This is a genomic window from Achromobacter sp. SIMBA_011, from assembly GCF_046535435.1.
Classification (GTDB): domain Bacteria; phylum Pseudomonadota; class Gammaproteobacteria; order Burkholderiales; family Burkholderiaceae_B; genus Achromobacter; species Achromobacter dolens.
Map to the genome: position 1 here is coordinate 1 of NZ_JAWRWN010000097.1, position 389 is coordinate 389.

Consider the following 389-nt stretch of genomic DNA (forward strand, 5'->3'; position numbering starts at 1 on the left):
AGCGCGGAACGCAGCGCAGTTTTCGACAGCCATCGTCAACAACCGTCACACCAACGGTCAACAGATAGATGCTGATGATCTTCGGTAGCCGGATTTTCGGAGGCCACAAATGCAAAAACCCCCGCCTTTCGGGCGGGGGTTTCTGGCTTAGGGGAGCCTGACGATTACCTACTTTCACACGGGAATCCGCACTATCATCGGCGTAGAGTCGTTTCACGGTCCTGTTCGGGATGGGAAGGGGTGGGACCGACTCGCTATGGTCATCAGGCATGACGGGTTGCTGCGTCGCCTTTGGGGGCGCCACAGCCAATCTGGAAGAAGCGTAAAGAGTTTTTACTGAATTCGGGTTGTGTTGTTTATATCGGCACAACACTGATCTCTTAACCGTG

The 389-nt window shown here is 54.2% G+C and carries 1 rRNA gene; it reads right to left on the reverse strand.

The features are described from left to right. Positions 1-155 precede the first annotated feature (155 nt). Positions 156-268: ribosomal RNA gene (gene rrf / locus SB816_RS30085) — 5S ribosomal RNA — on the reverse strand. Positions 269-389 lie beyond the last annotated feature (121 nt).